General features: G+C 64.4%; 19 protein-coding genes. 10 read left to right on the forward strand and 9 right to left on the reverse strand.

Features of this window, described 5'->3' with window-relative positions; genetic code table 11:
- Nucleotides 1-77 precede the first annotated feature (77 nt).
- On the reverse strand, nt 78-917 hold the full coding sequence (locus M2336_RS15435) for a CmcJ/NvfI family oxidoreductase (protein WP_264593177.1): 840 nt from the start codon (nt 915-917) through the stop codon (nt 78-80).
- Between the two features lie 150 nt (nt 918-1,067).
- Nucleotides 1,068-2,075 carry an acyl-CoA thioesterase gene (locus M2336_RS15440; RefSeq protein WP_264593178.1) on the reverse strand — a complete coding sequence of 336 codons (1,008 nt, stop codon included), beginning with the start codon at nt 2,073-2,075 and terminating at the stop codon, nt 1,068-1,070.
- Here M2336_RS15440 and M2336_RS15445 point away from each other — a divergent pair.
- The 4 genes from M2336_RS15445 (at nt 2,074) to M2336_RS15460 (ending at nt 6,499) form a co-directional block, all read left to right on the forward strand.
- A complete protein-coding gene (locus tag M2336_RS15445) occupies nt 2,074-2,430 on the forward strand; it encodes a DUF952 domain-containing protein (protein ID WP_264573164.1) in 357 nt (118 codons plus the stop codon). The genes M2336_RS15440 and M2336_RS15445 overlap by 2 nt on opposite strands.
- Nucleotides 2,427-3,785 (forward strand): methylenetetrahydrofolate--tRNA-(uracil(54)-C(5))-methyltransferase (FADH(2)-oxidizing) TrmFO, encoded by a 1,359-nt coding sequence (gene trmFO, locus M2336_RS15450; RefSeq protein ID WP_264573165.1) that lies wholly within the window; start codon nt 2,427-2,429, stop codon nt 3,783-3,785. Before M2336_RS15445 ends, trmFO begins: the two co-directional genes overlap by 4 nt.
- 119 nt (nt 3,786-3,904) lie before the next feature.
- Nucleotides 3,905-5,881, forward strand: coding sequence for an alpha/beta hydrolase family protein (locus M2336_RS15455; RefSeq protein WP_264573166.1), 1,977 nt, complete (start codon nt 3,905-3,907; stop codon nt 5,879-5,881).
- Between the two features lie 27 nt (nt 5,882-5,908).
- Complete coding sequence (locus M2336_RS15460) at nt 5,909-6,499, forward strand: MarR family winged helix-turn-helix transcriptional regulator (RefSeq protein WP_264593179.1); 591 nt, start codon at nt 5,909-5,911, stop codon at nt 6,497-6,499.
- 21 nt (nt 6,500-6,520) lie between these two features.
- On the opposite strand, the gene M2336_RS15465 is transcribed toward M2336_RS15460, so the two are convergent.
- Nucleotides 6,521-8,107, reverse strand: coding sequence for an FAD-binding protein (locus tag M2336_RS15465; protein ID WP_264593180.1), 1,587 nt, complete (start codon nt 8,105-8,107; stop codon nt 6,521-6,523).
- A 166-nt stretch (nt 8,108-8,273) separates the two neighbouring features.
- On the opposite strand from M2336_RS15465, the gene M2336_RS15470 reads away from it, so the two are divergent.
- The 6 genes from M2336_RS15470 (at nt 8,274) to M2336_RS15495 (ending at nt 14,807) form a co-directional block, all read left to right on the forward strand.
- Nucleotides 8,274-8,567 (forward strand): 2Fe-2S iron-sulfur cluster binding domain-containing protein, encoded by a 294-nt coding sequence (locus M2336_RS15470; RefSeq protein ID WP_264593181.1) that lies wholly within the window; start codon nt 8,274-8,276, stop codon nt 8,565-8,567.
- 157 nt (nt 8,568-8,724) lie between these two features.
- Nucleotides 8,725-9,828, forward strand: coding sequence for an aromatic ring-hydroxylating dioxygenase subunit alpha (locus tag M2336_RS15475; RefSeq protein WP_264593182.1), 1,104 nt, complete (start codon nt 8,725-8,727; stop codon nt 9,826-9,828).
- A gap of 209 nt (nt 9,829-10,037) precedes the next feature.
- A complete protein-coding gene (locus M2336_RS15480; RefSeq protein ID WP_264593183.1) occupies nt 10,038-11,117 on the forward strand; it encodes a TAXI family TRAP transporter solute-binding subunit in 1,080 nt (359 codons plus the stop codon).
- A gap of 95 nt (nt 11,118-11,212) precedes the next feature.
- A complete protein-coding gene (locus M2336_RS15485) occupies nt 11,213-11,842 on the forward strand; it encodes a hypothetical protein (protein ID WP_181560100.1) in 630 nt (209 codons plus the stop codon).
- Between the two features lie 76 nt (nt 11,843-11,918).
- Nucleotides 11,919-13,307: an MFS transporter gene (locus M2336_RS15490; protein WP_264573171.1), complete on the forward strand. Its 1,389-nt coding sequence runs from the start codon at nt 11,919-11,921 to the stop codon at nt 13,305-13,307.
- A 12-nt stretch (nt 13,308-13,319) separates the two neighbouring features.
- Nucleotides 13,320-14,807, forward strand: a complete 1,488-nt coding sequence (locus tag M2336_RS15495) for a carboxylesterase/lipase family protein (RefSeq protein ID WP_264573172.1) — start codon at nt 13,320-13,322, stop codon at nt 14,805-14,807.
- Between the two features lie 32 nt (nt 14,808-14,839).
- Here M2336_RS15495 and M2336_RS15500 read toward each other — a convergent pair whose 3' ends face one another.
- The 6 genes from M2336_RS15500 to M2336_RS15525 form a co-directional block, all read right to left on the reverse strand.
- Entirely contained in the window at nt 14,840-17,650 is a 2,811-nt protein-coding gene (locus M2336_RS15500) for a M10 family metallopeptidase C-terminal domain-containing protein (RefSeq protein WP_264593184.1), read from the reverse strand.
- Nucleotides 17,651-17,973: 323 nt separating this feature from the next.
- The gene (locus M2336_RS15505) at nt 17,974-19,137 is read right to left on the reverse strand and encodes an alpha/beta fold hydrolase (protein ID WP_264573174.1); all 1,164 of its coding nucleotides are present in this window, start codon (nt 19,135-19,137) and stop codon (nt 17,974-17,976) included.
- Between the two features lie 6 nt (nt 19,138-19,143).
- Entirely contained in the window at nt 19,144-19,692 is a 549-nt protein-coding gene (locus tag M2336_RS15510; protein ID WP_264573175.1) for a hypothetical protein, read from the reverse strand.
- A 73-nt stretch (nt 19,693-19,765) separates the two neighbouring features.
- Nucleotides 19,766-22,636 (reverse strand): TonB-dependent receptor plug domain-containing protein, encoded by a 2,871-nt coding sequence (locus tag M2336_RS15515; RefSeq protein ID WP_264573176.1) that lies wholly within the window; start codon nt 22,634-22,636, stop codon nt 19,766-19,768.
- Nucleotides 22,637-22,720: 84 nt separating this feature from the next.
- Nucleotides 22,721-23,350, reverse strand: a complete 630-nt coding sequence (locus tag M2336_RS15520; RefSeq protein WP_264573177.1) for a hypothetical protein — start codon at nt 23,348-23,350, stop codon at nt 22,721-22,723.
- A 131-nt stretch (nt 23,351-23,481) separates the two neighbouring features.
- Entirely contained in the window at nt 23,482-24,915 is a 1,434-nt protein-coding gene (locus M2336_RS15525) for a sialidase family protein (RefSeq protein WP_264573178.1), read from the reverse strand.
- Between the last annotated feature and the right edge of the window lie 26 nt (nt 24,916-24,941).

Here is a 24,941-nt window from a genome sequence, read left to right on the forward strand (position 1 = left end):
AGCTCTTTGACCTGCGCCTAACCCGAACAAGGTTAAGAGCTGATGATGATACGGTCAGCCATCGGGATAATTTTGGTTTACGGTAATTTACCTTTACCGCGATCCCCGCCCTCTCGCCAATAGGCAATGGCGCGCGCCTCGACGCTGATGCGCGGCGGTGCCTCGTCATCGCACAGCGGATCATCGAACGCGACGTGCGGCACGCAGCGGGCGCCCCCGTCCCGGCTGTCATGCGTCTTGAAGATGATCGCCTCGTCCGTCGTCATATCGGGAAACCAAAGCCAGCGATGCGCCGGATCGTGCGCGACGACATAGCCCTCGAAGCTCCAGTCGCCCGAGGGACTGTCGAAAATCGCATCGGCGAGCAGCAGCTCTTCACCGGTGACCGACCGCGCATCGCAGATCGCCAGCGGCACATCCTGCGGGGCGGGCGAAAGAACGCGCCAGACATTGTAATGCGCGGCCCGAACAATGTCCCCCTCTGCGGGCTGACGCTGCGCCGAAAAACCCCGCGCCGTCGCGTCGCTGACATCGACATGGGCGAAGCGCGCGGGATGGCTGTTATCGCTGCTGCCGGCCTTGCCGGAACGTTCCGAAAAGCGCAGGATCGGCGGACCGGTGACGATCACCACATCCGCCCCCGTCTCGCGCAGCAGCAGCGCTTCGATCTCCTCGGCATAGGCCGGAAAATTGGCCTTGTCGGCAAAGTCGGTGACCGCCGTGGGCGCGTCAACCAGCGCCACGCCGGCCGTGTCGAGGCCGAGCACCTCATGCCGTCCGTCGCTGGCGGCCATGCCGTGCTCTTCGATCACCACCGTGTCCCGGCTGTGATCGTTCGCATAATAACGCGGCCGTTCGTCGGTGCGTGCGACATAGTTGATCGTCACAGAGGGCCGATCAGCCCGAATTCTGGTCATCCACTCCTCCGTTCCGCCCGGGGTGTGCCTTTGTCAGGCCCGGATCAATGCTGCTTTCGTGCGATGAACTTTGCCGTCAGCGCGGCTCGAACGCAACGGATGTCCTGATGGCATGGAATATTAGGGGCCGACAGTCCCAAGGGACGCGCGTCACTCGGGGTCGCGGAAGCGGATCAGCCCTTCCTGCGCGACGCTGGCCACCAGGCGACCGTCCCGCGCGTAAAAATGCCCGCGCGCGAAGCCCCGTCCATGCCCTGCCCACGGGCTATCCGTGACGTAAAGCAGCCAGTCGCCGCACTCTACATCGTCGTGGAACCAGACGCTGTGATCGATGCTGGCACTGGCCACCCCGGGGCTGCCGATGTGCAGGCCGTGCGGCCGGTAGGCCGTTGCCAGCAGCAGCATGTCGCTGATGAACCCCAGCATCGCCCGCTGCATGGGCTGCTCAAGGCCGAGCGGCCCCTCCCCCACGCGCATCCAGCACAGCTGCGGCGCGGCATCGTGCATCTTGATGATGCCGGACTGGATATCGCCCACCGGACGGAAGCGCACCGGGCTGTTGCGCCCGGCAATCCAGCGCAGCACCGGACCGGCCGGGAGTTCATGCTGCTCGATGAGATCGCCGAGATCCTTGAGATCATCGGGGTCCGGCACCGGCGGCATGTCGCTCTGGTGCGCCGGACCGCGTTCGGCCTTATGGAAGGACGCGATCATGTTGAAGATCGGCTTCTCCTGCTGCCAGGCCACGATCCGCCGGTTTGAGAAGGCGCGGCCATCCATGTCCGCGTCCACCTGATAGTCGATGGGGTAGTCCTCACTGCCCGGGCGCATGAAATAGCAGTGCAGCGAATGCACGGGCCTGTCCGTCGCCACCGTCTTGGCCGCGGCCGCCAGCGCCTGCCCGACCACCTGCCCGCCATAGACGCGCCCTGCTCCCCCGGGCTTGCGATCGCCGAGGAAATGCCCGGGCTCTCCCGCCGGCTCGACATCGAGCAGGCGAATAAGCCCTGCGGTGAGCATGGACATGGGCGTGGCGTCGCTCGACATGAAGAGCATATCCCGTTCTGTTTCAATCGATTCACCGATTGGAATGCCCGTGTTTCCCACCTCAAGGCAAGCGCTGGACGGCGCCCCGCCCATGCCGTAGCGTCGTTTCATGACAGAACTCTTCGCCTTCAAGCTGTTGCGCCCCGAGGAATGGTCGGCATGGCGCGACTCAGGTGTTTTTACCGGCGCGCCGGTCGATCTGGCCGATGGCTACATCCACCTTTCCGCCCGCGAACAGGTGCGGGAAACGGCAGCCAAATGGTTTGCCGATATCGATCCGGCCATCCTCGTCATGGTCGATCTGCCGCCGCTGGGCGACACCGTGCGCTGGGAAGTCTCGCGCGGCGGCGCTCTGTTCCCGCATGTCTATGGCCCGATCCCGATGAGCGCGGTTGCCGGTCACAGCAAGCTGCGGCTAGGGGCGGACGGGAAACACGCATTCCCGGCAGGATTTGAAGAACCATGACCCATCAGGTGCACATCATCGGCGGCGGCCTCGCCGGCAGCGAGGCGGCGTGGCAGCTCGCCCAGGCCGGCGTGCGCGTGCGCCTCTCCGAGATGCGCGGCAGCGGAGAGCAGACCCCTGCGCATGAGACCGATGCACTGGCCGAGATGGTCTGCTCCAACAGCTTCCGTTCGGACGATGCCAACAGCAATGCCGTCGGCCTGCTGCATCAGGAAATGCGCGCGCTCGGTTCGCTCATCATGGCGCAGGCGGACAAGTGCAAGCTGCCAGCGGGCTCCGCGCTGGCGGTGGACCGGGACATTTTCGCGCAGGGCGTGACCGCTGCCATCCAAGCGCATCCGCTGATCGAGCTGGTGCGCGAACGCGTTGATGGCATTCCGGCGGAGGGCCCGACGATCATTGCCACCGGCCCGCTCACCGCCGCCCCCCTGGCCGAGGCGATCGCGCGGACGACCGGCAAGGACCAGCTCGCCTTCTTCGATGCCATCGCGCCCATCGTCCATGGCGACAGCATCGACATGTCGATCGCGTGGAAAGCCAGCCGCTGGGACAAGGGTTCGCCCGACGGCGACGGCAAGGATTATATCAACTGCCCGATGGACAAGGATCAATACGACGCCTTCGTCCAGGGTCTGCTCGATGGTCCCAAGACCGAGTTCAAGCAGTGGGAGAAGGACACACCCTATTTCGATGGCTGCATGCCCATCGAGGTGATGGCAGAGCGCGGCCGCGAGACGCTGCGCCACGGGCCGATGAAGCCGGTCGGGCTCGACAATCCCCGCACGGGCCGCTGGCCCTATGCCGTCGTGCAGCTGCGGCAGGACAATGCGCTGGGCACGCTGTGGAACATGGTCGGCTTCCAGACGAAACTCAAATATGAGGCGCAAGCCGCTCTGTTCAGGACGATTCCCGCGCTTGAGAACGCGCAATTTGCGCGGCTGGGCGGACTGCATCGCAACACCTTCATCAAGAGCCCGGAACTGTTGGACGATCGCCTGCGCCTGCGCGCCATGCCGCATGTGCGCTTTGCCGGGCAGATCACGGGCTGCGAGGGCTATGTGGAGAGCGCCGCCGTCGGCCTGCTTGCCGGCCTGTTCTGCGCGACGGACCTGAGCGGACGTGACATGCCCCTCCCCCCACCGCAGACCGCGCTGGGTGCCCTGCTCGGCCACATCACCGGGGGCGCCGACGCGGAGAGCTACCAGCCGATGAACGTCAACTTCGGCCTCTTCCCGCCCATCGAGGACGAGAGCGTGCGCAAGAAGCAGCGCAAACAGGCCTACACCGACCGGGCGCGAGAAGCGCTGGCGGGTTGGAAGGCGAGCGCCAGCCCGACCGCGGCCCTATCCGCTTAACGCGAAGGCCGCTCCTCTTGCCGGAAGCCGCGGCGAACGTAAGACATTGCATAGACGGAGACTTTTACTAGGCTGCGGGCCGGGGCCAACAAGCCCCATATCGCTGGGGGGAAGAATAGATGGAGGATATTCGCGTTTCGCGCGCACGCGTTGCAGCGCGGATCGTCGTCGCGGCAGCGCTGTTGTCAGGCCTTTGGACGCCCCCGGCGGTCAGCCAGACACCTCCACCGCCGGTCGCGGCCAACTCGCAGATCACCACAGTAGCCTTCGCAGCGCTGCCCTTTTTCGAGATGCCCCAGCTCTCGCCCGATGGTGAGAACATCGCCGGCCTGCTCGCGACCAGCGGCAAGCAGGTGATCGCGATCATGCCGCTAACAGGCGACCGATCAAATATGATCCGCCTGAATGTCCCCGATCTGATGGACGTGTCCGCCATTCGCTGGGTGGGCAATGATAATATTGTCGTCAACGTTATCGCGCTCGCGCCGATTGAAGGCGAGAACTGGTATCTGAGCCGTCTGATCGCGGTAAACCGGACCTCCGGCAAGGCAACGCAATTGCTCTGGGAGATGGGTGGGCAGAACGCCGGCGATATTCTCTGGGTGCCGTCCGATGACAGCACGCGAATTCTGGTGGCCGCCCAGAACAGCCCGTATCTGGGTGATCCCGACTTCTGGAGTGCCGTGTACAGCGTCGACGTGACGACCGGAAAGAAATCGCTGGTCGAAAAGAGCCGGCGGTTCGTCTCGGAATGGGGAGCCGATGCCCAGGGCCGGGTCCGTATCGGGATCGGCTACAATGATCAGACCACCAAATCGAGCCTGCTGTTCCGAGGACAGGCCGAGAACGGGCTGAGGACCATCGACACCGCTAATCTCAGCGTCGATGAATATCTCACCGTGCCCTTCTATTTCGTGCCCGGGACCGACCATGGCTATGTGTTTGAGGCGAATGATAAGGGCGTCACCTCAATTGTGGAGCGCAACCTGATAACGGGGAAAATCGCCCGCACCGTGTTTGACGATGCGCCAGTCGATTCCGTGATCCTGGATAAGCAGACATCCGCGCTGCTCGGGGTGGTCACGAACGACCGCGCGGCGCCGGTCCGCTGGCTCGATCCCGCTTTGCAGGCGCATCAAAACGACCTTCAAAAGGCCTCGCCGGGCTCGACGGTCGACATCCTCAGCTTCAACAGTGATCATTCCCGACTGCTGGTCAAATTCAGCACGCCGGACAATCCCGGCCTGCTCTATGTTCTGGATGCACCAAGCAATACGCTGGCCAAGCTGGCCGTCGTCAACCCGCGGATCGAGAGCAAACGCCTCTCGCGCGCAACTTACGTGGAATACAAAGCGCGCGATGGGCTTCAGATCGAAGGCGTGCTCACAATGCCGCGCGGCAGACCGGACAAGAATCTGCCGTTCATCGTCATGCCGCACGGCGGCCCATGGGCGCATGACCGTTTGACCTACGATTACTGGGTGCAGTTCCTTGCCGAGCGGGGCTATGCAGTTCTGCAGCCGAACTTCCGGGGATCGACAGGATATGGCGAGGCCTTTTTGAAAGCCGGCGAAGGCCAGATGGGTCTGGCCATGCAGGATGATGTGACGGACGGCGTCATGTGGGCTGTGAAGCAGGGCATTGCCGACCCCAAGCGGGTGTGCATCGTCGGCGCTTCCTATGGCGGCTATGCAGCGATGTGGGGGATCGCCAAGGACCCGGACCTCTATCGTTGTGCCATTTCGGTCAGCGGCGTATCCAACGTTCGTCGCGATGTGAACGACTTCGGAGGCTCAACCCGCGCCCGCCTCTTCAAGGGGCAGTGGCAGCGCATGGCGGCGGACTTCGATGCAATTTCGCCTTACAATGCCGTGGGTCGCATCAAGACGCCGCTCTTGCTGATCCACGGCAAGAAGGATGTTCGCGTCGATCACAACCAGTCGACCCGGATGCATGCCGCAATGACGAAGGCCGGCAAGAGCGTCGAGATGGTCTCCGTCCCGCTTGCAGACCACTATTTCACGCGCGAAGCGGATCGGTTGACGCTCCTGCGCGCGATGGAGGATTTCCTCGCCAAGCATAATCCTGCGGACTGAGCCGCTACAAAGGCTTATGAAGCGCCGATGACCTCCCGCGCGCGCTCGACAGGACCAGACACGACACGCTCCTCACCGAGCCTTGCGCACCTGCGTGCGGAGAGCGAGGCGCATCGGCTGGATGCGGCGGTCGATGCGCTTGTCGGGGAGTGGCAGGCTGTCATTCCGGCGCTGGATGCCGATGTGCGGGCGATTGCGGCGCGGGTCGCGCGGATCGATGATCGGTTGCGCGCGGAGACGGCAGCGGTGCTCAAGGCGTCGGGGCTATCCGATAATGAGTTTCGTCTGCTCGCGGGCCTGATGCGCATCGGCGCGCCCTATCGCGCGGCGCCGACCGACCTCGCCGGGCGCTATGTGCCGGTGACCTCGGGCGGGCTGACCGGGCTGGCGCGGCGGCTGGAGCAGCGCGGCCTGATCCGCCGCGTCTCGCATGCCAGCGACCAGCGCTCGCTGCTCGTCGAACTCACGCCCGACGGCATCGCGCTGGCCGGGCGGACCATGGCCGCCTTTACTGCGACGGAACAGCGCCTGATGGGCAGCCTTTCGCAGGCGGACCGGCAGCGTTGCAACGCGATCCTTCGCAAGCTGCTCCACTCGATCGAGGCCGCGCTGCCCTGAACGCGGGAGTGGTGGCGCCGGTCAGGCTTCAGCGAACTCGACCACCGGGATGGTATCGACAGCCACCGCGCCATCGCCTGCGTTCGCGAGGCGGACGTGGCGCACCCAGGCGGGATCTTCCTGCGGGAAATCGGTGCGCCCGTGGCCGCTGCGCGTCTCCTCGCGGGCGAGCTTGGCCGTCGCCACCAGTTCGGCGGTGAGCGCGAGATTGCGCAGTTCCTCGGCGGCGACCAGATCGGACTGATCGACATCGGTCGCAGCGATGCGCTGGATCTCCTGAAATTTGGCGATGGCATCGGTCAACTGGGTGCGGTTGGACACCACGCCGACCTGCGCCCACATGATCTCGCGCACCCTCTCGAACAGGGCGACAGGATCCTGCGCGCCCGTGCTGCGCGCCAGCCGCGCTGCCTCGGCCTCCACCGCAGCGGGATCGAGCGCGGGCAAGTCAGTCGTCTTCGCCCGCTGGGCCGCGCTCTGCCCGGCGATTCGGCCGAAGGTCTGCGTCTCCAGGAAGCCGCAGCCCTGCATCCGGTCGCCGCCATGAATGCCCCCGGACGCCTCGCCCGCTGCATAGAGGCCCGGCACCGCCGTCGCAGCGGTCACATCGATGCGCGCGCCGCCCATCAGGCGCTGGAACATGAGGGTGATCTCCACGATCTGCCCGCCTTCATAATTGCCGACCGGCGCGCGCGAGCGGGCGACCTGCCCGTCCTCGACATGCCAGACCACCGGCCCGCGCCCCTCGAAATTCTCGGTATAGACGGCGCGCGCCATCATGTAGCGCGGGGCGCATTCCATATTCTCGGGATCATATTTCTCCATGATCCGCTCGCCGAGCGAATTCACGTAAGCGGCGCCGTAGATCGGCCCGGCGGGCGGCGAATCGCGGAACTGGACGAACTCCATGTCGATCAGCGGCGCGCCGGCATGGAACGCCAGGCTGTAGGAATCACCCGTGGTGCGGCTGCCATGCTCGACCACTTCGTCGCAGAGCTTCGTGTAGAGCCGGTTCACCCCGCCCGAGGCAAGCACGACGGCCTTGGCGCGGATGATGAAGTGCTCGCCGTCCGGGCCGACCGCATATGCCCCCACGACGGCGCCATCGCTGAGGAGCAGGCGCGTGATCATCGTCCCTTCTTGCAGCGTCACGCCGGCCTCGATCAGGCCGGTGCGCATGGGCGCAATGACATTGGCGTGCTTGCCCTTGCCCAGGCCCTGGGCCTGCAAGGTCCGGCGCACGGAATGGCCGGCGCGGCGGGAGATGAACCAGCTTCCATCGGCATTGCGGATGAAGGGCACGCCGCGCTCTTCCATATCCTCGGCCAGAAAGCGCCCATGCTCGGCGCATTGCGCCACCAGATCACGGTCGCAAATGCCGCCGCTGGCCTTCGCCCAATCTTCCACGAACAGCGCGGAGCTATCCGCCTCATCCAGCAGCGGCACGCTGAAGCCGACCAGCGCGTGCGGGCTCGAGCCGCTATCGCCGACCGTGCCCTTGTCCACAAGCATCACGGCGACGCCCGCCGCTGCGGCCTCCAGCGCCGCGCGCGTGGCCGCGGAGCCGCCGCCGATCACCAGAACATCCGTCACCATTTCGCGGGCCACTGTGCATCTCCTAAAACCATCATGGGGGCACCGAGTGCAGCAATGGCGCGTCCGGTGAATTGGCCCCGAGGGTATTTTCGCCCTTGCTGCGTGTCAATATATCTTAGCACTAAGATAATTCTGGCCTATGACGGAGGAATGGAAAGCATGATAGAGACTGCCGGTCGTGACTGAAAAACAGCCCCTCCCCGATGGCAGCATCATCGTCGAACTGGCCCGGTCTGGTCTGGTGCTCGCCGTGGCGCCTGGTCAGTCGATTCTCGAGGCGGTGCGCGAGGCCGGTGTGCCGGCCAGCTCTAGCTGCGAGCAGGGCACCTGCGGCGCCTGCGCAACGGAAGTGCTTGCCGGGACGCCCGAACATTTCGACGCGGTGCTGACACCGCAGGAGAAGCGCGAGGGCAAGATGATGATGATCTGCTGCTCCGGCGCGCTGACCGAGCGGCTGGTGCTGGACCTTTGATGAGTGACCAACCGGGCGACTTGCCGGATGACAGCGGATAACTCGTATGGTATACATAATCGTCTACCAATGATTCAGGAGAGGTTTGCTGCGCGCGCCTCCTGGTCCTGTTGCGGAAGCCCCGGTTGCCGTGATCAAAATATTGATGGAGTGGTGAGTGCTCTCGATCCTGAAAAACACCTGGTACGCCGCAGCCTATTCCCATGAACTCGGCGAAGGCACGCTGGCCCGCACGCTGATCGATCAGAAGGCCGTGCTGTTCCGCGACAGCCATGGCGAGGCAGCCATGATTCTCAATCGCTGTCCGCACCGCTTTGCGCCGCTCTCCGCCGGCCGGATCATCGATGACACGCTGGAATGCCCCTATCACGGGCTGCGCTTCAACCGGGATGGCGAATGCGTGCTCAATCCGCATAGCAAGGCCAAGGCCGGACTCCCTGCGGCGAACATTCGCGCCTGGCCGCTGCTGGAGCGCTACGGCATCATCTGGTTCTGGCCCGGCGACCCCGCAAAGGCGGACCCGGCGCTGCTGCCGGTCATCGATTTCCTTGAGCAGCCCGATGACTATGCCGTGGTGCGCGGGCTGTTGCACGTGAAGGGCCACTACGAGCTGGTGGTGGATAATCTGCTCGACCTCAGTCACGCCGCCTTCATCCACCCGCAGTTCAGCGGGGGCAATTACACGCCAGAGCAATTGCTCGCCGCCACCACGCAGCGGCTGGAGCGTGGCGATCGCTGGATCACCAATCATCGTATCCGCAGCGGCCTTGGCCCCTCCTCGGCGCATGTGGGCCTGTTCGGCATGGACCCCAAGGTAGTGGTGGAGACCGACACCACCATGACCTGGCATCCGCCGGCGATGCTGGACTTCAAGCTCGGCAGCTGGGAGGTCGGTCAGCCGCGCGAGAGCGGCGCGCATATCCCGCAGCTCCATATCATCACGCCGGAGACCGAGTTCACCTCCCATTATTTCTTCGTCAACGGCCGCAATCGCCGTCGCGATGAGCCGGAGGTCGACCAAGCCCTGCTCGATTTCTTCGACATGGCCTTCCGCCAGCAGGACGAGCCGATGATCGAGATGGTGCAGGAGAATATGGGCGCGGTCAGCGACATCAACGAGTTGAACCCCATCCTGCTTGCGACGGATACGGCGCCGGTTTCCGCGCGCCGCATGTTGGCCGATCTCATCGCCCGCGAACGCGCCGAGGAGGCCTCCGCTTCCCTGAATGCTCCGCGCGCACCCGCGGAGATGGCGCACTGAAGCTCTCGCGCGCCCACAGGTCAAATATTAGAAAGGCGCGCGACCACATGGCATTGACGACGCCAGATTAGTATACTATTTTTTATATTGTTTGCTGCCTAACCGAAGCTTCCAACAGAAGAATGCGGGGTTGGACCAGCCGCTGCCTGTCCTGCGAGTCTCGCGACACACTGGATCGGGCGCCTGAGGGGAGACGGTCTTCAATGCGCATGCTGCTATCTGCAATCGCCCTGGCCCTGGCCGGCCTCACGCTGGGCATGCCGGCGCGCGCGGCAGAGCCGGAAAAGATCGTCGACTCAAGCTGGACCGATGTCGGCAAGACCGGTTACGCCACAAAGCGCCTCGTCCTCGCCTCCGCCTGCCCGGAAGCCTGCCCCTGGGGCGAACTGGGCGAGTTCGTCCGCGATGCGATGGCGCCGGAAGGCTATGAGATCATCCTCTGCCGCAATTGCAACCGCACCGAAGGGCCGCGTCTGGTGGGCAAGGCCGCCCTGCCCCCGCCGCTGAAGGAAGGCGATGTGCGCCACGGCACGACCCAGCGGATCAACGCCCCCATCGACTTTGGCATCACCGAGGCATCGATGATGAGCTGGGCCTATCGCGGCCAATATATCTACGCCAAGGACGGTCCCTATCCCGCCCTGCGCCTCATCGCGCGCATCGAGGACCCGACCTATCTGCTGGTCGCGGTCAAGCCGGAACTCGGCATCAAGAGCCTCGCCGAAATCCGTGCTCGCAAGCTGCCGGTGCGCATTCTCACCGATGGCCAGCCGAGCGAGGCGCCCGTGCTCGCTTATTACGGCCTCGACAAGGCGACCGTGGAGAGTTGGGGTGGCTCGATCCAGAGCCCGCACGACGTGACGGCGGAGACCCCATTCGACGTCGTCATCTCCAGCCTCGCCAGCCCGGCGAACAATCCTGAATCCTCCTTCTGGACGGCGCTGACCGTCGCGCACAAACTCCAGTTCCTCGATCTGCCGGACGATCTGCTCGACAAGATGGTCAAGGAGGCTGACATGGTCCGCACCACCGCCCGTTGGGGCGTGCTGCGCGGGGTGGATCGCGCGATCAAGACGGTCGGACGGTCCGGCGAAGTCGTGTTCGGTCGCGCCGATATGCCGGATGACATCGCCTATGCCGCTGCGCGCGGCATCGACCGGGCACGCGGCGAGCTCAAATGGTTTGTGCGGCCCTATTCCATCGATCCACGCACGGTTGGCGACGGCAAGGGCGTTCCGCTGCATCCCGGCGCCGCGCGCTATTATCGGGAGATGGGCTACATCGACTGATCGGGCGGCTCGCAAGCGCCGGACATGACCCGCGTATCACCACCAACGACACAGGGCGAACGACCCCAAGGCGCTCGCCAGCAGAAAGAAGCACCATGCCCTCGTCACCCAAGCCGCTGACCACTGGCTTCATCGTTCCGGCCGCGCTGAGCGGCGCCATCGGCCTCTATCTGGCGTTCGGCAAGTTCGACACGTTCATGTTCTTCGGCTTCCCGATCCTTGCCGGTATCGTGGGCGCGCTGATCCTGCGCCGGCTGGACCCGAAGCGTACGACGGCGGACCATGTGACCGATGCGATGCGCATCTATTTCGGCCTGCATCTCATCTGGTCCTCCTCGCGCTACTGGCTGACGGACATGCAGCCGGTCGTGCCCCACCCCATCGGCGGACCGTTCATCCAGTCGCTGCTCGATATGGGCCTCTTCCCGGGCATCAAGGCCATGGAGGGCCTTGTCGGCATCGTGCTGCTGACCAACCGGTTCGTGCCGCTGATGCTGGTGCTGCAGGTGCCGACCAGCTTCACGATCTTCTACCTCAATGCCATCGTCGTCGGCCTGCCGCGCCAGCTCATCACAGGACCGCTGGAGATCGGCGTGAACTGCGCGCTGCTGCTGGCCTATTTCCGCTATTACCAGCCGTTCCTGACCGCGCGCGCCTATGCCGCGCCGCCGCGCTTCATGGGCGAGAGCGCCCTCGACACGCAGGAGCCGCCCCGCCCCCTTTGAAACCATTCGCCGTGAGCGCGCGACACCAGAATCGCCCCCGGCCACAGACCAACGCCTGACACGGAGAGAGAGCAGCATGGCATCCTTCACCCCAGCAGCCGGCACGGCACTGCCAGCCGAGCCCAGCGGCGCGGCGTCAGCTGTGGTATCGCATGATCTGGGCACGGCCATCGACAATGCGGCCTGGAGCCCGTTCCAGAAGCTGTTGCTCGGCTGCTTCGCGCTGGTCTTCGCGGTCGACGGGCTGGCCAACCAGTCTCTCGGCATCGTGCTGCCGGCGCTGATTGCGGATTGGGGCATTCCCCGTGGAGCGTTCGCGCCGGTGACGGCCGCCAATCTGGCCGGCGTCGCATTGGGCTCGATCATCGGCGGGATCATGGGCGATCGGATCGGCCGCCGCTGGGCCTTGATCGTCGCCATCCTGCTGTTCGGCCTGATGACGGTGGCCGGTGGCTTCACGCATGACGCCACGCAATTGCTGCTCGTGCGCTTCCTCGATGGCCTCGGCATCGGCGCGGCGATCCCCAACGGTGCCGCGCTCATCTCCGAGTTCACGCCGGAAAAGCGCCGGGGCCGCGCCATCGCCATCGGCATGGTGTTCATCCCCATCGGCGGCATCATCGCCGGCGGGCTCGGCGCCTCGGTATTGGAAATGTTCGGATGGCGAACACTGTTCTTCGTCGCCGGCGCCCTGCCAATCCTGCTGGCCCTCGCCTTCATCGTCTTCCTGCCGGAATCGCCCAGCTTCCTGCTGCGCGCCGGCAGACATGAGGATCTGGCACGATTGCTCAAGCGGTGCCGCATCTCGCATGACCCGGCCCATCGCTTCGATGCACCGCCGCCAGCCAGCACGGTCATCGCGCCGCTGCGGCTGCTGCTCTCGCCGGCGCTGCGCCACCAGACCCTGCTGCTCTGGGGCGGTTTTTTTACCTGCCTGATGGCCTCCTACACCATCTTCAGCTGGGTCCCGACGATGCTGAGCACATTGGGGTTCGATCTCACCATGACCAGCCTTGGCATCACCACCTTCCATATGGGCGGGGTGGTCGGCGCGCTGTTCAGCGGCATCCTGCTCGATCGCACCGGGTTCAGCCGCGCACATATGGGCCTGGCCGGCGCCGCTGCCCTGCTCGCGGGCGTTCTCGCCGTGCTGCTCGGCAGTGATGTGGTCTCGGCGCTCATCATCCTGCCGGTAATGGTCGCGCTCGGCTTCTGCATGGCGGGGCTTCACAACACGCTCTACACGCTGGCCGCCACGGCCTACCCCACCGCAGCGCGGGCAACCGGCGTGGGCGTCGCCTCCGCCACCGGGCGGCTGGGCGCGGTGCTCAGCTCGTTTACCGGCGTCATTTCGCTCGATCTGGGCGGCTCCTTTGCCTTCTTCGCCGTCGTCGCCGTGCTGCTCGCTCTATGCGGTCTGGCCGGATTTGCCGCCCGCGCCCGCCCCTCGGCCAGTGTGGCCTGAACGGAGATTCCCATGAAGACGATCCCTCTGATGCGCCGTAGCGCGCTTGCCGCACTCCTCCTCGCCGGCACTGCCGCGCCCCTGGCAGCCGACACCGGCGCCGCGCCGCAGGTGACGATTCGTCAGGGCGCGCTGAAAGGCGCCGAGGCGGACGGCGTGCGCAAGTTCCTCAACATCCCGTTCGGCGCGTCGACCGCGGGCGAGCGACGCTGGAAAGCACCGGTCGCGGCCTCCGGTTGGAGCGGCCTGCGCGATGCAACGCAGTTCGGCCCGATCTGCCCGCAATGGCGCCCGCCGGTCGACCAACGGCCGATGAGCGAGGACTGCCTTTCGGTAAATGTCTGGACGCCAGCCGACCACCAAGGGCCGCTCCCGGTGATGGTGTGGATCTACGGCGGCGGCTTCCTGGGCGGCTCCAACCGCGAGCCAGCCTATGACGGCACTGCGCTTGCGAAAATGGGTGTGGTGCTGGTTACTCTCAATTACCGCGTCGGCCCGCTCGGCTTCATGGCGCATCCGGGTCTTACCGCAGAAGCGCCTTACAAGGCCTCGGGCAATTACGGCATTCTCGACCAGATCGAGGGGCTGAAATGGGTGCGCGATAACATCGCGGCCTTCGGCGGCAATCCGGGCAACGTCACCGTGTTCGGCGAATCCGCCGGCAGCACCGCGATCAGCATCCTGCAGGCCTCGCCGCTGGCCAAGGGATTGTTCCACCGCGCGATTGGCGAGAGCACGTCCCAGTTCGATCCCGATGGTGGCCTCGTCGGCCGCAAGGACATGCGCGAGGCGGAGGCTTATGGTGCCGACTTTGGCCGCAAGCTTGGCGGCGAAACAGTCGCGCAGCTCCGCGCGCTGCCGATGGACGCGTTCACCAAGGAACTGGCCTTCTTCTGGCCCACCGAGCGTGACGGCTATGTGCTGCCGGACATCGTCTACAACATCTTCGCAGCGGGCAAGCAGAACGACGTGCCCACGCTGGTCGGCTCCAACTCCATGGAGGGATCGAACATCCGCAAGGATTGGGTGCAGCGGTCGGACACGAATGGCGCGGCTTACGACCGGATTTACGGGGCATTCAAGGACCAATTGGGCCAATCTTCGACCGATGCCGTCCAGTGGCAGATGCGCAGCTGGGCCAAACTTCAAGCCAAGACCGGTAAGTCCGGCGCGTGGCTCTACTGGTTCGATCAGCCCTGGCCCGGCAAGCCGGAAATGGGCGCCTTCCATTCAGCGGAGATCGTCTATGTCTTCCGCAACCTGCAGGTCGAGGATCAACCGTGGACGCCTGAGGATCACAAGCTCTCTGACCTCGTCTCGCAATATTGGGTGAACTTCGCCCGCACCGGCAATCCCAACGGCCCCGGCCTGCCGGAATGGCCGCGCTATGACGACACGGCACCCAAATTGATGCGCCTCTCCCCGCAGCCGGCCGTCATCGGCACCCCGCGCGCAGAAGCGCAGGCCTTCCTCGACAGCTATTTCGATGCGCGACGCTAGCGATCCGCGTCCGGCGGCGGCGCCGGATCGGGTCAGAGGACCGCAAAAGATGTGGCTGTGATCGACTGCGGCTTGTTGAGCAGGATCGCGAAATCGATCAGCTCGTTTGCTTCGTCACGGTAACTGAGCGTTCCGCTGCCGGGATCGTAAATGACGAGCAGGTCGGGATCCGCAGACTGGGTCGAATAACCGAAGTGACCGCTCAGATCGCTGAGGTTGCTGAGCCGGTCGAAAATACTCTTGTCGAGCGCGATGACGTCACCTGCGCTGACAGAAAAGTCGCTTATGCTGTCGACATTGCTCGCTCCCAGCGCGGTATTGAATATGAACTGATCGGCCGCGCCGCCCCCGGTCAGCAGGTTGGAAACATGGTTGCCGATGATCGTGTCGCGGCCTCCCCCGCCGACCGCATTTTCGATCACGGCCCCCGCAGCGATCGTATATCCTCCGGTTATCGCAAGATTCCGCGATACATAGAGCGTGGGGTCGATGCCGGCCGTGAGCGGATAGGCATTGAGGTTGATGACGCAGTTGAGCGAACTGCCCGCATTGCTGATCGTGTCCACGCCCCCGGCATCCCAGATGCATGCCCAGCCCGTACCCGACTTGCTGGCGGTGGGCAGCGTGTAGACGTCGTTACCGGTGCGGTATGAGAGATTGGCGCCATAGATCGCCTGTATCGCAGCAACATCGAAGACCATCGGTGTCTTCGACAAGCCCCAAGCATAACTGGTTGGGGGCGCCTTCACATCCCAGCCGAAATTGTAGGACATGATAGTCCAGATGCCCTGATTCAGGTCCAGTGTCCCGAGCGCATAGGCATCATTGGCCGCTACACCCGGAAATTGGGTCTGCGTGACGCCGTTGATGGTATCCGTGAAGGGGTGGCCTAGGCCGAGGGCATGGCCAAGCTCATGCACCAGCGTGTCGAACGCGAGGCCCCCTTCGCTCAGATTCTGCCAATAGGATATCTCATAGTTGAAGCGGCCGACCTGCGTGGCATTATATCCGCCGAAGGGAATGGTGAAGTCGGCCAGAATTCCAGGCTCGGTCCAGGTCGAAGCGGGCGATTTTTCGAGAGCGATATTCGCGCCGCCCACCGCTTCGCCATAGTCATCCGTCTCCTGAAAGTCCAAATTCGCGATATTCTCGTAAAGAGCCAGTGCCGATCGCACGGCGCTCTTCTCACTTTCCGACCAGGCAGACGCGCCCGAGCCGGCGGAGAAAGAGTAAGTGATGATGCCACCGGACCAGCCGGCCTCGCCGATAATCAGAGCGTCGACATACTCACTGCCATAGCCGGAGGCCGCCACATCGTTGGTCGTGTAGGCTTGTGCATTGATCTGCAGCGGGACGGTGGTGCTTGAAAGATTACCCGCGTCATCGCTGACGGTGGCCGTAAATGCCTCCGCCCCGATGCCGAATGACACGATGTCCGCGTGCGTGAGATTCAGGGACCAGGCCCCCGCGGCATCCACCGTCACCACCCGCTGTTCAGAGGCCCCGAAGGTGACGACGACCTTGCTGCCGGCTGTGCCTGTTCCGTGCAGACTGGTCGCGCCCTGCTGAAGAACAGAAGCGCCAGCCACCGGGCTCGTCACGAGGTTGATGATCGCCCCCGTCGACGGGTTGATCGAACTCGCGATCGGATCAAAAAAGCCCGATATCACGGGCGCCACCGGCGGCGTGGAATCGATGGTCAGGACAGTCTCATTGTGCCGGGCTTCGGACAGGTTCCCTGCCGCATCGCGCTGCCGGACCTGAACCTGCTCGGCCGCATAGGTTCCCGCAGCAAGGCTGAAGGTCTCCCCCTTGCCCTTGAGCCAGGTCTGTCCGCCGTCGATACTGTATGTCCAGGATGCTCCCGCCTCCAGAAGCGTGACGAGAATATGGCCGTCATTGGTCAGGCCGTCCGTCTGAGATGTCCCGTTATCGTTGGCCAGCGATAGCCGGGGCGCAATGGGTGCGACCAGATCGACGAACACGCTCGGATCAAAGCCGGCGAGATCCGCTAGAGCGACGTTGGCATCCGCCTTCACCCCCTGGCCGGCCACCTGCGAGCGCACAGCCCCATCGGCGAACACCAGCAGATCGTTGAGCGTGCCGCCGCTTGATGCCACGACGACCGTCTCGACGTGCCCGCCTGCGGTGCGGGTGAGCGTCAGACGCGCGCCGGTGAGGGTCTTGGTGTAGTCGGCCCATTGTCCCCGGAAGTAAACCACATCCACGCCGCCGCCGAGCGAGGCAGCGTCGATCGTGGTCCCCTCGGCGACGTACACCCTATCGACACCTGCACTGCCGAGGATCTGGAACGCGACGCCCGGCTTCGAAGCGGCGACCGTCTCGCCAGCAGGGTTGAAGCATCCGATCTTCACTATGGCGTCCAGAACGGCACCGGGCGCGGCCGCGCCTTGAGGGGCTAGTGAGGTTTCGCCCGTCGGCACTGGAACGGCCGTTCCTTCTGCAACATGCGTGTAGAGGGCGTTCACGCTCACGCTGCCATCTGAAAACACCAGCACATCGGGTGCGGTCGTCGCGTTGGCGCCTGCCACATGGACGGTCTCCACTTTACCGTCCACCGTGCGCGTCAGGATCAGCGTCGCGTTATTGCGACTCAGCGTGTAATCGGAGAGCTGACCTTCGACATAAATGCGGTCCGCTCCGCCTCCCGTATTCAGAACATAGCTCGCCCCGGGGCGGACAAAAACGGCATCGATCAATGAGGAGCCGAGAAACTGGATGTCCTGACCATCCAACGCCAATCCACCATATGTCACAATGAAATCGATAAACGCGAGGCCATCACCTCCGTTCTTCATCATGATGTATTTAGAGGTCGTCATTGAAATCCAGGTCGGTTAAGATCGTTATATTAAATTAACAATCGTTAAATAAAATATTTGATTTATACTTCGACTTCAGCTCTCTCGGACGCACCGAATTCCGCAAAATTGTAGAGACAGTCATTTACATACATTGACTTTACATGTCAGGAAATAGACCATTATTTCCGTCGCGCTTGTCAATATGCGCAATCCACCGCCACGCTAAGGGTGGGTTGCGGCGCTTTCGGAAAGCGGCAGGAAGCCGATTAGCGGGGGTGTCATCGTCAGATCGGCGAACCAAGCTGCCGCGATGGGCTCCAGCACCGGCGACCCAGCTTGTTCTAAAGGTCGCGCTCCGCCAGCCAGCGGGCGATGAAATCGGCGATCAGATGATTGTTGGTCTCGGTCGGGAAGCCATGGGTGTTGCCGACGAACCCATGCGCATCGAGCGGGACGAGATCGACGGATACGCCCGCCTTCTCTAGAAACTGCGCGGTGCAGTGATCGTAACCGGCATGATAGGATGCGCCGCCGACCAGCACGATCACCCGCACCTGCGCCAGATTGACCAGCCGGGGCATTTTGCCCGCCACCGTCCAGCAGCCCACCTTATGGCCATCCTCCGGCGGCAATTGCGTGAGCGGCCCGAAGTCGCGCAGTTCCGTGACCAGCGGATCGAAGCGGAGGCCGGCATAGGTAATACCGAAAGGCCGCGCGACCGGATCGCCCGGCGTGCCCATTGGCGCGGCATTGTAGAAAGGCGGGCCGTTCGGCTCAGCGGCGACAATGGCCTTGACGAGTGCCGGCCGCGCATCGGCGATCTGCCAGCCTGTCGTCCCCGCCCGCGAATGGGTGACCAGAATGGCGGGGCCGATCCGGTCGAGCAGCGCTGCGCCCGCCTCCCGGTCCAGCCGGTCGACATGAACGCTGACTGCCAGCGCATCGCCGGGCGCGCCGAAGGGCACCTCGATGGTGGATTGGCGCGCGCTCCGCATATAGGCGGCGGCGGGATCGTCCGGCGCATTCGTGCCGGGCAGATGCGCCGGCTTGCTGGTCGGCGGAGGCGGTGCCGCCTGCCCTTCCCGCGCGGGAAGTCCGGCGGGAGGCATCAGCTTGCGCCCGTCGACCGCCTCATAATGCGGTGAGCGGCCGAGCGTCGGGCGATCGACCACATAGACGGCATAGCCCTTGCGGAGGAACAGCGTCGCCCAGCCCTCGCGGCCGTCGGGCGTACTCCAGAAGCTCGCCCCGCTGGACGCCCCACCATGAAAGAACACCAAGGGATAGGGATGCGTCTGCTGCGCCGGGATCTGATATTCGACGTACATGGCGCCGGCGATCACCGGCCCGTCCGGCGTCTGCGCCTCATGCCCGCCGACGAAGAAATTGCCTTGCCGCGCAATGACGAGCGGCTGCGTTGCAGCGGCGCTCTGCTGTGCGGGCGCAACAGAAAGCGGCAGAGCCGCCAGCAGACAGGCGAGCAGTGGCAGGCGGATAGACGTCATACCCGCTTAGCGCCGAAGATAGACAGTGAGGTAGGTAATGCCGATGGCCGCGGCTATGCCCATAAGCGCGGCGAGGCCGTGCCGCGCGGGCACCATGCGCGAGCCCTGCGCGGCGGATGAACCGCCGGGCGGCCCTGCGCTCCACGCCAGCATCGGGCGGTAGCGGTGGAGATAGCCGAGCGACATGACCGCGTTCAGCCCGATAATGACCGCCGCCACACCCATGCCGAACGGGCGGCCATGCGATGCCGTGACGAACGCAATCATCAACGTGATCGGCCAGGCGGCGACAACCGCCAGCGCCGCGAACAGATCGAGCAGCAGGGCCAAGCCAATGGTGACTTCCAGCGCCTTGACCAGCGCCATCACCCCGGACTCTGCCAGTGCGGGCACGAGACCCGGCCCCGGCTGGATCGACCGGTCCAGATAGAATTCCAGCCAGTAGTTCAGCCCGTGGAACAGGAACCAGCCGCCATAGAGAAACTGGCAGGCATAGACGACGCTGCCGAAGGTCGTGCGCCCACCGGTGGGCGAAGCGACTGTGCTGGGTGCCATGGCGGATCGCCTCCGGTACAACTGACGGACCGGACGAAGCCCTTGGGCTTCGTCCGGGCGCCCCCCTCAGCCGTTAGAACTTCTTCGAGAGCTGGAACGAGATGTACCGGCCCATCGAGCTGGAATAGCTGGAGTCGAACCGGATCGGCGTGGCGCCGCCCGCATTCACCACCAGCGGCGGATCGGCATCGAACACGTTGAGCACGTTCAGCGACGCCGCCAGACCATTGGTGATCATCGATCCGGTTTCGCCGAAATTGTAGCGCAGGCTGAGGTCCACCGTCGTGATCGGATCGATATTCTGATACTGATCGGGCACGGCTGCCGGCAGGAAGTCACGCGTGATCGTGCGCGAATTCACATAGTTGAGGAACACGGTGCCGGAGAAGCCGCCGATGTCCACGCCCGCTTCAACCTTGCCGGTGAAGCGCGCCGGATAGCCGAAGTGGTTCACCTCATCCTTGAGCGCAACGCCGGGAACCGGCGAGGTCTTGTAGTGGAGGACATAATTGGCCCGCGCGCCGAAGCGGAAATCGATGCCATTGCCGTTGAGCGTATAGTCGAGCGAGACGTCGAAGCCGTCCGTCTCCACCACGCCGCTGTTATTGCGGCGCGCATCGACAATGGCGATGACGGTGGTCGGGTCGACCAGGCCCAGCACCGGCAATTGCGGATCGGCCGTGATCTGGTTCCAGTACGCGACATACTGGGCCAGCGTCTGGTTGGTCTTGCTCGGGAAGTAGACCGGGTTGAACACGATGAAATCGTCATAGGCGCCCGAGTTCAGCACCGCGCCGATCGGCGCGTTGTAGGCGGCCGTGTCGACCTTATCCTTGTAGACGATATTGTAGTAGGTCAGGCTGAAGTTGAAGCCCTTGGCCAGTTCCGGCGTCAGGTCCATGCCCAGCGACCAGGTCGTGGCCGTCTCCGGCTTCAGGTCCGGATTGCCGCCAATCGGATAGACATATTGGAACGAGCCCGCAGCGGGCGACAGGCCCACGGCCGAGCCGCTGCCGGTGCGCGGCAGGAAGCCGGCGGTGGCATATTTGTTGACGTCGACCAGCGAGGGCGCGCGGAAGGATGTGCCGTAGCTGCCGCGGAACTGGATGCCGGATGCCGGGGCGTACGTCACACCGAAGCGCGGATTGGTCGTCGAGCCGACGTCGCTATAGCGATCGTAGCGGACGGCGGCGTTGAACTCGAGCTTCTCCAGGCCCGGCCGGGCATTGTCGGGGCCGAACAGCGGCACATAGGCTTCTGCATAGACGGAACGCACGTCGCGCTCGTTAGAGGTCGGCACACCCGCGAAGGTATCGACATTCGCAGTGCGCGTGTTGGAGAGCTGACCGTTGCCGAACAGATAGTCAAAGCGGATCTCGCCACCGACCGAGACGCGCACGTCACCGCCCGGCAGGCGGAAGAGTGAGCCGCCGATATTGGCCGAGCCGCCATAGCTGCGATTGAACACTTCAAGTTCCGTCTGCGCGCGGAAGAGCGCCAGAGTCGCCTCGGAATTACAATCGAACTGCTGCCCGTCGCAGAACGGGTTGAAGAACGGCACGCTCGCCGGCTTGGTGGTGCCGGCTACGGTAGCGCCGAGCGCCCGATTGAGACCGTTGGTATTGAGCTGGTTGGTCGCCAGGCTGTAGCCCTTGTTCTCGCTGTAATATGTGGTGACGTTGGCGTTCCAGTCGTTGCTCAGCTTCATCTCCAGCCCGCCAGAGAGCGACCAGATCTGCTCATAGCCGGTGATCGTGAGCGGACCCAGATCCTCGAGGAAGCTGTAAGGCACGGTCAGCGTGCCATTGGCCGGGCAGTTGAGCGTGGCGCTATCGTCCACCTTGCCGGGCGCGCACGGGCTGAACGGGTTCGTGTTCGGCACCGAAAGCGTCGCGGTCGAGGCAATGCCACGGTTGGTGAGTTCACGCCGCGAGAACAGGCCATCGGCCACGAACGTCACGTTATCGTCGAAATCCTGGCGGAAGGTGCCGACCACCGTATGCCGCTTTCCGGAAGGAATGGCATCGGCGCCGATCCATGCATTCTCGCGATTGGGCGTCGCCGTCAGCTTGCCCAGCGTCACGTTCGTGCCATTCTGCCCGGCGGGAATACCATAGAAGCTCGACCCGAACTGAACGTTGCCGGGATTGGTGAGCACCGGGTTGGGCGCGCCGCCATAAGGCGAGAGGTCGCTGTTATACAGGTTCGGCCGGTCGGCGGCTTCCAGCGCGGTGCGGTTCTGATACTCGTAGGCGAGGAAGAAGCCGCCGCTGGACCAGCGCCGCCCGAAGGCGACCGAGCCGATATACTCCTCGACGGAGTCGGCAAAACCGGCGCGGGCCTGCACCTCGAACACATTGTCCGGCCGGCGCATGATGAAGTTGACGACACCGCCGACCGCATCCGACCCGTAAATGGCCGAGCCGCCGTCCGCGACCACTTCGATGCGCTCCAGCGCGATGGCGGGGATGTTATCGGCGTCGAAGAGCTGGCCATTGGCGCCCTGCGGGGCGACACGGTGGCCGTTCACCAGGCTGAGCGTCGAGGCCGTGCCCAGACCACGCAGGTTGATCGACTTCGCAGCGAAGGAATTGAGCGAGGTGTTCTGGATGATCGATCCACCCTGCTGCTCGTTATTGCCGCCGAAGTTGACGATCTGGGGGAGCTTGCGGAGCGCGTCGTTGGTGGTGCTGACGCCGAGCTTCTCGATCTCCTCGCGACCGACGGGGATGACCGGCGAACCGACCGGCGCGACCCCCTTGATGCGCGTGCCGGTCACGATAATCGCGGCATCCGCGGCATCCGTAGAGCTGCCCTGCTGGGGCGATGCATCCTGCTGCGCCATGGCGGGCACTGCGCCGAGCGCCGCCAACACCAGAGCCGAAGCGGAGACCGCCAGTTTCAGACCCGTCCGTTCGCGGACAGAAAAATTCCGTGCCTTCATCTCATCTCCCTCCCCTTGCTCCCGATCATGGCCGGGATGCCTGAGCGACTGGCACCTCGCCAGACCGCCGAATTCATCGGTATATTAAATGTTATTTGATTTTGTATAACTATATTGAGCCTTGTCGTCAAGGCGATCCTCGCGCGCCCAAGGCGGCGCAGCGCGCGGCTTTGCGCGCAGCATCGGGCGGTAATGCTGGAAATAGGCGAGCATCAGCAGCACGTTTACGCCCAATTCGGTCGGCCCGGTGAGCAGGCCACTAAGCCGCGCGGTGATGAAGGTGTTGAGATAGAACACCGTCATGCTCGTCGGCACTTCCAGCACGAGGGCCAGCGGAACGAAACGGTTGCTCAGCAGCATTACGCCGACAATGCCCTCCAGCACCTTGACCGCCGGGAAAATGCCGGTCGCAAAGAGCGAGGCAAGGAACGGCCCCGCAATCGGATGCATGGGCGCCCCGGAGGGTTGCATGTCCGTGAACCAGAAGCGCAGGCACGACCAGAGCAGATGCCCGCCAAAGTAGATGCGCATCACATCGGTCGCCTGGTCAATCGTCCGCCAATCGGCATGGCGGCGCGTGTTCGCCCAGGCCACAGCAACACCGGCCACCATCGGCAGGCCGAAGAAGATGAAGGAATCAAAGCTCAGCAGATTGAACGAGAAGCCCGCGATACAGATCAGTATCGCCGCGACGATCTTTGCCTGGTGCCCCATCGATGCATCCCCTCCAGCGCAGGATCAGGCAGGGGGCACTTTGTAGCCCTCACGCCTTCACCGCTGATGGTCATGCTAGGGCCATCCCCTACATCGTGTCAACATTTTGAATTTAGTTTTGACTAACGATCTTATTTGTTCGGCGGCGGTAGGTCGCCCAGCAGCGGTGCCAGCGGAACGCGCGCATATATCACCTGCCCTGCCGCGCCTGCTGGCCAGCCTGTCCAGGCGGCGTGAAGCGCGTCCCTCCCGGCGCCCAGACTGCTGATGAAGTCGCCACCCGCGGAATAATCCTTCGCCAGCGCGTCCGGCACGCGGGATGAGGCGGGCGAGACGCGCTGCACCCGCCCGAAGCGCTCGCCATCGGCAGACGCCGCGATGTAGAGGTCATAGCTGCCATCCGCGTGATAGCCGCGCCAGAGCAGCCCCAGCACGCCGTCGGGCGTATAGGCCAGCGCCGGCCGCGACGACCGCACCACGCCTTCAGGCGCAGCCGGGCCATCCAATGCCTGCCAGTGGGCGCCGCCATCCCGCGTGATGCGCACCGAGGGCGTCCCCGCCTTGTCGGACGCCAGCGCGAGCGCATATTGCCCAGCATGGGCCGGATGCGCGGCGATCGGCGGATAATGGACCAGCCGGTCGAAATACTCGACCTGTGTGACGAGGTGCCGCTGCACCGTCGCTCCGCCATCCGCGCTGGTGGCGAAGACCACGCACAAGCACTTGACGCCATCGACCGGCACGGCTTCCGCCAGATAGCTGTAGGCAAGCGTACCGTGGGCGACGACATAATGCCCGTCCCAGCGCTGCGGCCAGCCGGGCGCACCAAAGGCGCGGATCAGCCCCCAGCTTTTGCCGCGATCCTTCGAGACGGTGTAGAAGCGCTGCGAGCGCAGCGCCTCGCCCGGCGGGGCCGGATAGCCGCCGGAGAGGATGATTTCCCCGCTCACCGCGTCGATCACGCCGCGCCCCCCGTCCCATGGCACATGCGTCGCTTCGGCCGGGACCGTGGCATTGGCCTCGAACCGCGCCTCTTCCCCCGTCGCGATGCCGCTGGAGATCGGGGACCAATTATGGCCCCAGTCGGTCGAAAGGCGCATGACTACCCGCCCTGACGCATGCTCGCCCTCCGGCGCGTTCTGCGGCAGCACGCCCGCCAGCGTCGCGCCGATCAGCAGCTCGCCCTGCGGACCAATGTCCACATAAGGCGAGTTGCACACGGGCGTGTCGGCCATCGTCCAGACCAGCGGCTGGGTATCGAAGCTGCGCCCACCGTCCTTGGACAGCGAAAGGTGGCACTGCATGCCCCGCTCGCCGGCGGGTTCGCCAGGCCTTGTCATGGCCAGATCCCGCCATATGACCGCGACGCGCTGCGGGTCAGCGGGGTCGACCGCGATCTCCGGCACCGAGGCGGAAAAGGCCGCGCCGCCGGTGCTGAGTTGCTGGACCGTCGGCATCTCCGCCGCCGGTCGTGCCCCCGCAGGATGACAGCCCGCCACCAGTGCCACTGCTCCTAAGCCAGCAAGCGCCCGCACCCCGCCCTTACCCTGCGCCAGACCGACCATATCCACTCTCCCTCGACCAGCAAAAA

Origin of the sequence: Sphingobium sp. B1D7B (assembly GCF_025961965.1) — a bacterium.
GTDB lineage: Bacteria > Pseudomonadota > Alphaproteobacteria > Sphingomonadales > Sphingomonadaceae > Sphingobium.